Source organism: Xanthomonas cannabis pv. cannabis (assembly GCF_000802365.1).
Taxonomy (GTDB): domain Bacteria; phylum Pseudomonadota; class Gammaproteobacteria; order Xanthomonadales; family Xanthomonadaceae; genus Xanthomonas; species Xanthomonas cannabis.
Genome location: NZ_JSZE01000134.1, coordinates 1 through 8,819 on the forward strand (window position 1 = coordinate 1; position 8,819 = coordinate 8,819).

At 68.5% G+C, this 8,819-nt stretch carries 2 protein-coding genes; both read right to left on the bottom strand.

From position 1 onward, the window contains the following. Window positions 1-3,779, bottom strand: a 3,779-nt coding sequence (locus OZ10_RS17960; RefSeq protein WP_039566327.1) for a membrane protein, incomplete at its 3' end; no start/stop codon positions are given. Between the two features lie 925 nt (window positions 3,780-4,704). Next, window positions 4,705-8,751 carry a phosphoribosylformylglycinamidine synthase gene (gene purL, locus OZ10_RS17965; RefSeq protein ID WP_039566324.1) on the bottom strand — a complete coding sequence of 1,349 codons (4,047 nt, stop codon included), beginning with the start codon at window positions 8,749-8,751 and terminating at the stop codon, window positions 4,705-4,707. Window positions 8,752-8,819 lie beyond the last annotated feature (68 nt).

Genomic DNA, 8,819 nt, shown 5'->3' on the forward strand with positions numbered 1-8,819 from the left:
CCGCCCACCGTCAACGTCGCGCGCGGGCTGATCGCACGCTGGTAGCCCACCGACAACGCCGATTCGCCGTTCTGGAACCCCACACCGGCACCGATGCGGTTCTGCGACGCGATGCCCGCCACGCTGGCGGACATGTTCAACATCGCCGAGCTCATCGCGCCCTGACGGTCCAGGCGACGGTTCTGCCGACGCAGGCGGTCTTCGATATCGCCCTGGTAGCTTTCGAAGCTGTCGGCCATCGCGCTGTAGCGGCTGTCGGTGTAGCTGTTGGCTGCGGCAACCCCGCTGTCCAACTGCCCCTTGTTCACCGCATCGGTGGCGCGCACGCCGGCCGCCACATTGGCCACCTGGCGCTCGCCGCCGACGCTGCCCACCGATACCGTGTTGGCACGATCGGCCACCGAGCCCTGCCCCAGGGCAGCCGCGCCCTGCGCACTGGCACGCGCGCCCTGACCGATCGCCGTGCCGGAGGCCGCGTTGACCTGCGCGCCCTCGCCCATCGCCACCGCATTGGTGGCCACCGCGGCAATCTGCGTATTGGCACCCACCGCCGTGCTGCCATCGGCATTGACGCGTGCATTGCTGCCGATCGCGGTGTCATTGGGACCATGCGCATACGCGCTGCCGCCAATTGCAGTACCGGTGACGTGGTCGGCCACAGCAGCAGTGCCGACCGCCGTGGACGTTGCCGCCGGCGTGATGCTGCCGACCACGGCGGCGGTGGGCGTGCCCTGCACGCCATCGGCCTGCGCAAGACTGCCTGCCGACGCAGTAGCGAGCGAGGCCGCGACAGCACCGGTGTCGTCCGTTGCCTGCGTTGCCAGTGCGCCAGCGGCAAGGTCGCTTGCACCACTGCCGCCCACCGCATTGGCCGCCGACGACACGTGGGCCGATGCCGCGCGCGCGGCGCTGCCGCGTGACGCCACTGCCGTTCCGCCACGCGCATCCAGCTCGCTGACCTTGCTGTCCAGGGCCGTCAATGCAGCGCCCACATTGCTGTAACTGCTGCCCTGGATCACGTAGGTCGGCGCAACGAACACGCCCTGCGCGCCGATCGCCGCACCCCCGCCCAGGAAGCTGGCCGCGTTGCTCAACGACTGGAACAGTTGCCCGCCATTGAGCGCATCGGTGCTGCCTGCTGCAATTGCACCGGCACCCACATTGACGATGCGACGGCTGGCCGGACCGCCGCGGCCGTTGCCATTGCCCACCGACACCACCTCGGCCTGGTCACTGCGTGCACCTGCGCCGAGCGCGACGGAATCGGCGCCGTTGGCACCGGCGTTGGTGCCCACCGCCACCGCGTTGCGTCCGTTCTCGCGGGTAAAGGCGTTGTGACCTAGCGCCAGGCTGTTGTTGCCGAGCGCACGCGCCTGCACGCCCACCGCGACCGCCGCACTGCCGACGTCGCCGACGAACACCCCGACGCTGGCGTCGCGCCCGATCGCAATCGCATCGGCGGCGTCGGCCCGGGCGTTGGTGCCCAGCGCGATGGCATCGCGATGGATGATCGAGGTGTCGGCACCGCTGCCGATGGCAATACTGCGGCTGTTTGCGGCACGCGCGTCGTAGCCGATGGCGATGCCTTCCTCGCCCCAGGCCGAGGCCGCGCCCCCGAGCGCCACTGCACGTGGCGCCGACGCCGCTGCGCTATGGCCGATCGCCACCGCATCGGTATTGCTGCCATTGGGAAAGACATTGGCGTTGTAGCCCAAGGCAATGGCATAGTCGGCCTGGCTCTGCGCGCCAGCCCCAATGGCAATGCCCCCGACCCCGGACGCGCCGGCACTGCGCAGCGTGTTGCTGATGAGCGAGAAGCCGCCCACGGTGATGCTGCGCTCGCCGGTCGATGCCGCGCTGCTGCCAACGGCGATACTGCTTTCGCCAACACCCAGCGCATTGAAGCCCACCGCCGTCGCCAGGCTGGCGGCGGCGGTGGCATTGAACCCGAACGCCGACGATCCGGCGCCGCGTGCGGCCGAGAAACTTCCCAACGCGGCGGTGGTGTCCGCCAGCGCCTGCGCACCGAAACCCACCGCTGTCGACTGCGTGCCCAGTGCCCTGGCACCGGTCCCCACGGCGGTGGCAAACACCTGCATGGCGGTAGCGCCGCCGCCCAGGGCGACGGCGCCGCGCCCTTGCGCGGTGGTGGCCTGTTCCTGCTCGCCGATGATGAAGCCGGCGGCATCGACCAGCGGCACCGTGGCAACACCGCCTACCGCCAGTGCCGAGGCGTCGGAGGCACTGGCATTGCGGCCAACCGCCACGGCGTCGCGCCCGATCGCCGCACTGCCCGAGCCCAGCGCGCCGGCTCCCTCGCCCAGCGCATTGCTGGCACTGCCAAGCGCAATCGCATTGCTGCCTTCGGCAAAGGCCGCCGGCTCGTCGGTGTCGGACTTGGCCAACGCAAGATGGCTATCCAGGCGTGCAGCGACCGCGCGCACGCTGTCCAGCTGCGCGACGTTCACCGCATCCGATGCCTCGGTCCCGGCTGCCACATTGGTGATCTGCCGGGTCAGGCCGGTCTGCACGTTGCCCACCGACACCGTGTTGCTGCGGTCCGCGTAGGAAAACGCGCCCAGCGCCACTGCGCTGGAGGCAGAACGGTTCCACGCATCGTCCACAAAGTCGCCTACCCGCGCGCCATAGCCCAGTGCTACCGCATCGACCCCGTTGGTCTGCGCATCGGCACCGATGGCGATATTGTTGCCGTTGAACCACGAGGTGCTGGCACGGGCACCGAGCGCGACGCTGTTTTCGGTATAGGTGACGCTGTCCTGGCCGATCGAGATGCCACCGTCGCCCATCGTCAACGCAAAACCGCCCAACGAGACGGTGCCCGGTGCGAAGGTGCCCGCCGAGTGCCCGATCGCTATCGAATCGGTGTTGCCGGGCCGGTTGGGAAACACGTTGGAGTCGTAGCCGATCGCGATGGCATAGTCGGACTGACTCTGCGCGCCCGCACCGAAGGCGATGCCACCACGCCCGGTGGCCGCCGTGATCGCGCCGAAATCGCTGACACCCCCGATCACCACGCTCTGCGCACCGATGGCGAAAGCGGTATCGCCGATCGCAACGCTGCTGGCGCCATCGCTGCGCGCCCGGTAACCGAAGGCGGTGGCCGTGTCGGCACTGGCCCGCGACAGATAGCCACCGGCAGTGGACAGGAAACCGCTTGCCGTGGACAGGCCGCCTACTGCGGTCGCCCCATCGCTGAAGGTTTGCGCGCGATAGCCCAGCGCCGTGCTCTGCACGCCGTCGGCGCTGGCACCACTGCCAAGCGCGCTGGCAAATGGCGTGGCGGCCATCGCACCGCCGCCGATGGCGGTGGCGCCAACGCCTGCCGCCTGCGCGGCCAGTTCGCGTTGACCAATGACAAACCCGAACGCGTCGTAGTCGTAAACGGTGGCCACCCCACCGAGGGCGACGGCCGATTCTCCGGCTGCCGTTGCGTTGTAGCCGATTGCGGTGGCATTGCGCTCCACCGCCAGGCTGCCGCCGCCGAGCGCGATGGTTCCATCGCCCAGGGCATTGCTTGCATTGCCCAACGCCAGCGCATCCTGCCCGTCGGCGAAGGGCGGCAAGTCGCTGTCGGCCGCGGGTGTTGCCGCGCGCTGGGTTGTTGCGCGCTCCAACGGTGCAGCAATGGCAGCGGCATCGATGCTCACAGTGGGACTGCAGCGTTGCTGGCCATCGATCAGGCGGCATTGCGCGCCCGGTGCCGCCTGCGCGGTGACCGCACCGGCAACGCCCGCCATGCCGAACAGCACCACCCCCATGGATGCCGCCAGCAGGCTTCCGGCCTGTGCACGCCGCACGCCTGGCCGGTGATGTCCGGCGGCGCAGGCATGCGCCGCCATTCGGTCAAGAGCGCCCTGCTCAAGACCGTCCTGCAGATAATGTCGTTTCATTAACGCCTTACTCCCCATTGGCCTGGTGTGTAAAAAACCGGCCACCGCGCGATTGCATCGCACGGTCCCCCTGAGGCTCTGTGGACATGCGCACACACGCCTTCTGCGGCGGAACATCTCCCGCGCAAAAGATTCAATCACGTAAATAAACGGATGCAGCAGATAATGCGGAAATTCCGCAACTGGATAACGCCAGATGAATTTATTGAAAAACACAGTATTCAAATGCGCTAGACGTCGCATTATCGAATTGGCGACCATCCACCCCTGAAAAACTAGTATTTTTATTAGTTACTTAAAAAACACCACGTATCGGCGCTTTCATTTACTTGCATACGATCTCCACGCCACCTGCAGACTGGCATCGCGCAGCGCGCTTGCACTTCGATCTGCTGGAGGCCGTTGGCGGTCGGGCTGCTTTGCGGGGTGCGGGGTGCGGCTCGGCTGTCGCGCTGGCCGGCCCCGCGCCAGGCCCGGCGCAGCAGGTATCACGGCGCAGCGTCGCGCTGCCACCCAGCGGGCACCATCAATCACCGGCGCAGGGACATCGCTGCCACCACGCGGCGCGCCTGGCGAACGCCGATGTCAGGCCATCGCGCAAACGACAACGGCCGCGCGCAGGGCTGCACACGGCCGTGAATGATGGCGCTGGCAGCGGGCGAGGTCCGTCGCCCACCCGGGCTGGTTCCGGCAATCGGCCGGCATGCGGCTGGTTCCCGCGCCGGCCGCACGGCTTGCGCCAAACGCAGCCGGATCGCCGCGCGCCCGGGTCAGCGCGCGCGGCGCGCAGCCATCAGCCGCACCAGACGCGCGCGTTGCGGAACATCCGCAGCCACGGCGAATCGTCGCCCCAGTCGGCTGGATGCCAACTCAGGTTCGCCGTGCGTGGGGTGCGCTCGGGATGCGGCATCAGGATGGTGGCGCGGCCATCGGTGCTGGTCAGCCCGGTGATGCCGTCCGGCGAGCCGTTCGGGTTGAGCGGGTAACGCAAGGCCGCTGCGCCGTCGCCATCGACAAAACGCAAGGCCACGCGCGCGGCGGCCTGGTCCACGGCAGTCTCGAACTCGGCCCGGCCTTCGCCGTGCGCCACCGCCACCGGAATCCGCGAACCGGCCATGCCGCGCAGGAAGATCGACGGCGATTCCACCACCTCCAGCAGCGCCGTGCGTGCCTCGAACTGTTCGCTGCGGTTGCGCAGAAAGCGCGGCCAATGCTCGGCACCGGGAATGATGTCCTTGAGCTGGCTGAGCATCTGGCAGCCGTTGCACACGCCCAGCGCGAACGTATCGCCGCGCGCGAAGAACGTAACAAACGCATCGCGCAATGCCGAACGCTCCAGGATCGAGGTTGCCCAGCCACGCCCGGCACCCAACACGTCGCCGTAGCTGAAACCGCCGCACGCTGCGAAGCCGACGAACTCGCTCAACTCCACGCGGCCTTCGATCAGGTCGCTCATGTGCACGTCATAGGCGCGGAAACCGGCACGCTCGAAGTTGTAGGCCATTTCGATCTGCCCGTTGACGCCCTGTTCGCGCAGGATCGCCACCTTGGGCCGCGCACCGGTGGCCACGAACGGCGCCGCCACATCTTCCGAGGGGTCGAACACCACTTTCGGACGCAGCCCGGGCGCCTGGAAATCGCGCGCCAGCGCGCGTTCTTCGTCGGCGCTGTCCGGGTTGTCGCGCAGCTTCTGCATGGCATGGGTCACCGACCACCACGCATCGAACAGCTCTTCCCAGCGCCATTCGGCCAGCACGCGGCCCTGCCCGCTCACGCGGATGCGCGGCGTGCCGGTGGGGCGTGCAATGCGCTGCGCGCATTCGGTCAAGGCGTGGCGCTCGACCAGATCGGCGAACGCCGCGCGGTCTTCGCTGGCGATCTGCACCACCGCACCGAGCTCTTCGTTGAACAGGCTACGGAATGCGTCCTCGCCCCATGCATCCAGGGTGATGTCCAGGCCCTGACGCGACGCGAATGCCATCTCGCACAGCGCCGCAAACGCACCGCCATCGCTGCGGTCGTGGTACGCCAGCAGCAGACCGCTCTCGCGTGCATCGCCAATCAGCTCAAAGAAGCTGCGCAGCCGCTGCGCATCGTCCAGGTCCGGCACTTCGCCGCCAAACGCCGGCAACGCCGCGTCATCGGCATACACCTGCGCCAGCACCGATCCACCCAGACGCTGCTTGCCGCCACCCAGCCCGATCAACCACAGCTCGCTCTCTTCGTCGTTGCGCAACAACGGCGTCAACTGCCGGCGCACATCGCCGACCGGCGCAAAGGCGCTGATGATCAGCGAGACCGGTGAAACGCTCTTGTGAGCGATGGGATTGGGCATTGGGGATTGGGGATTTGCAACAGCGGAGGGCTCCGGTGTTTCGCCAATCCCGAATGCCGAATCCCGAATCCCGGTCTCAACCCACTGCGCCTGCATCGACAGCGAGTCCTTACCCACCGGTACGCTCAGTTCGAGCGCGGGGCACAGTTCCATGCCGATTGCGCGCACGGCGTCGTACAGCAAGGCGTCTTCGCCGTTGTGGCCGGCGGCGGCCATCCAGTTGGCCGAGAGCTTGATGCTGTCCAGCCGCTGCACCGGGGCAGCGCACAGGTTGGTGATCGCCTCGCCCACTGCCATGCGTGCGGACGCAGCCGCGTTCAACAGCGCCAGCGGGGTGCGCTCGCCGATCGACATCGCCTCGCCTTCGAAGGTGTCGAAGCCGGCCAGGGTAATCGCGCAATCGGCCAGCGGCAGCTGCCACGGCCCGATCATCTGCTCGCGCGCAGTCAACCCGCCCACGCTGCGGTCGCCGATGGTGACCAGAAAACTCTTGGACGCCACGGTGGGATGCGCCAGCACGCGCAGGCCGGCCTGCTGCAGGTCCAGCGAGGCGGTCTGCAACACCGGCCACTGCGGCGCGGCCGGATGCACGGCATCGCGATGCATCTTCGGCGCCTTGCCGAAGAGCACGTCCATGGGCAGGTCGATGGGGAGCTGGGAGTCGGGAGTCGGGATTGGGGATTGGTGAGAAGCGGCGTCGGTCGCCGGCAATGCGCCGTTGCGATTCCCGATTCCCGATTCCCGATTCCCGGCGTCAAGGACACCGTACCCCACCACCAGCCGCTCCTCGGCCGTCGCCACGCCGACTGCGGCGAACGGGCAGCGTTCGCGGGCGCAGATGGCGGCGAATTCTTCAAGGCGCGCCTGCGGCACGCCGAGCACATAGCGTTCCTGCGATTCGTTGCACCACAGTTCCAGCGGCGACAGCGAGGGGTCGTCGGTGAGCACGCGGCCCAGGTCGATGACGCCGCCCACGCCGGAGTCGTGCAGCAGCTCGGGAATGGCGTTGGACAGGCCGCCCGCGCCCACGTCGTGGAACCAGCGGATCGGGTTGTCGATGCCCAGCGCCACGCAGCGGTCGATGACCTCCTGGCAGCGGCGCTCCATCTCCGGGTTTTCGCGCTGCACGCTGGCGAAATCCAGTGCCTCGGCGCTGTCGCCGGCCGCCACCGAACTGGCCGCACCACCGCCCAGGCCGATCAGCATCGCCGGGCCGCCCAGCACGATCACCGCATCGCCCGGCTGCAGGCGCAGCTTTTCGACCTGGTTGCGATCGATCGCGCCGAGGCCACCGGCCAGCATGATCGGTTTGTCGTAGGCGCGGGTCAGGCCCGGGCCTTCGGCAAGCTCGAAGCTGCGGAAATAGCCGAGCAGGTTGGGCCGGCCGAATTCGTTGTTGAAGGCGGCACCGCCCAGCGGGCCATCGAGCATGATGTCCAGCGCCGGCGCCATGCGCGGGTTCAGCGCGCGCGGCGCTTCCCACGGCTGCGGCAGGGTCGGAATGCGCAGGTGCGACACCGAAAACCCGGTCAGGCCGGCCTTGGGCTTGCCGCCGCGGCCGGTGGCACCTTCGTCGCGAATCTCGCCGCCCGCGCCGGTGGCCGCACCGGGGAATGGCGCGATCGCGGTGGGGTGGTTATGCGTTTCCACCTTGATCGCGAAGGCCGACGGCAGCACCGCCTCGCTGCGGTATTCGCCACTGACCGGGTCCGGGCGATAGCGCGCAGCCGGCACGCCTTCCACCACCGCCGCGTTGTCGCTGTAGGCGGACAAGGTGTGCTGCGGGGTCTGCTGGTGGGTGTGCTTGATCATGCGGAACAGCGAGCGCTCCTGCGGCTTGCCGTCGATGGTCCAGCTGGCATTGAAGATCTTGTGCCGGCAATGCTCGGAATTGGCCTGGGCAAACATCATCAGTTCGACATCGGCCGGGTCGCGCCCAAGCGCGGCGAAGCGCTCGCGCAGGTAGTCGATCTCGTCCTGCGCCAAGGCCAGGCCCAGATCGCGGTTGGCCTGCTCCAGCGCGTCCAGCGGCACGCGTTGCAACTGGCCCGGGTCGGGCACGTTGAACAGCGCCTCGGCAGCAGCGGCCGAGCCGAGCAGCGACTGCGTCATCGGGTCGTGCAGCAGCTTGGCCACGGCAGCTTGCGCGGCCGCGTCCTCCGGCCAGCCGGCCAGGTCGATGCGGGTGCCGCGCTCCACGCGCTGGATCGGCTGCCCGGCGCCGCGCACCAGTTCGGTGGCCTTGCTGGACCACGGCGACAGCGTACCCAGCCGCGGGACCACATAGCGCGAGGAGGCATCCGCGTCGCGCGGCGCGGGGGCGGCGTCGGCCTGCAGGATCCGCTGCAAGGTGGCTTGATCGGGCGCTTGCCCGGCTTCGGCGCGGATGAAGTACACGTGCCAGGCGCCGGTGATGCGCAGCGCGGGGACGAGGGTTTGCAGGCGGGTTTCGAGCCGAGCGCGGCGGAACGGCGAAAGGGCGGAAGCGCCCTCGAGGACCATCATGTCCGGGGAACCGTGTCAGAAACGGGGCTGCAGATTGTAACGGAGCCGGTGGGTCGGCGTCGGTCGGG

Coding starts and splice junctions, on each gene's coding strand:
- purL (WP_039566324.1), bottom strand. CDS start 8,751: ATGATGGTCCTCGAGGGCGCTTCCGCCCTTTCGCCGTTCCGCCGCGCT.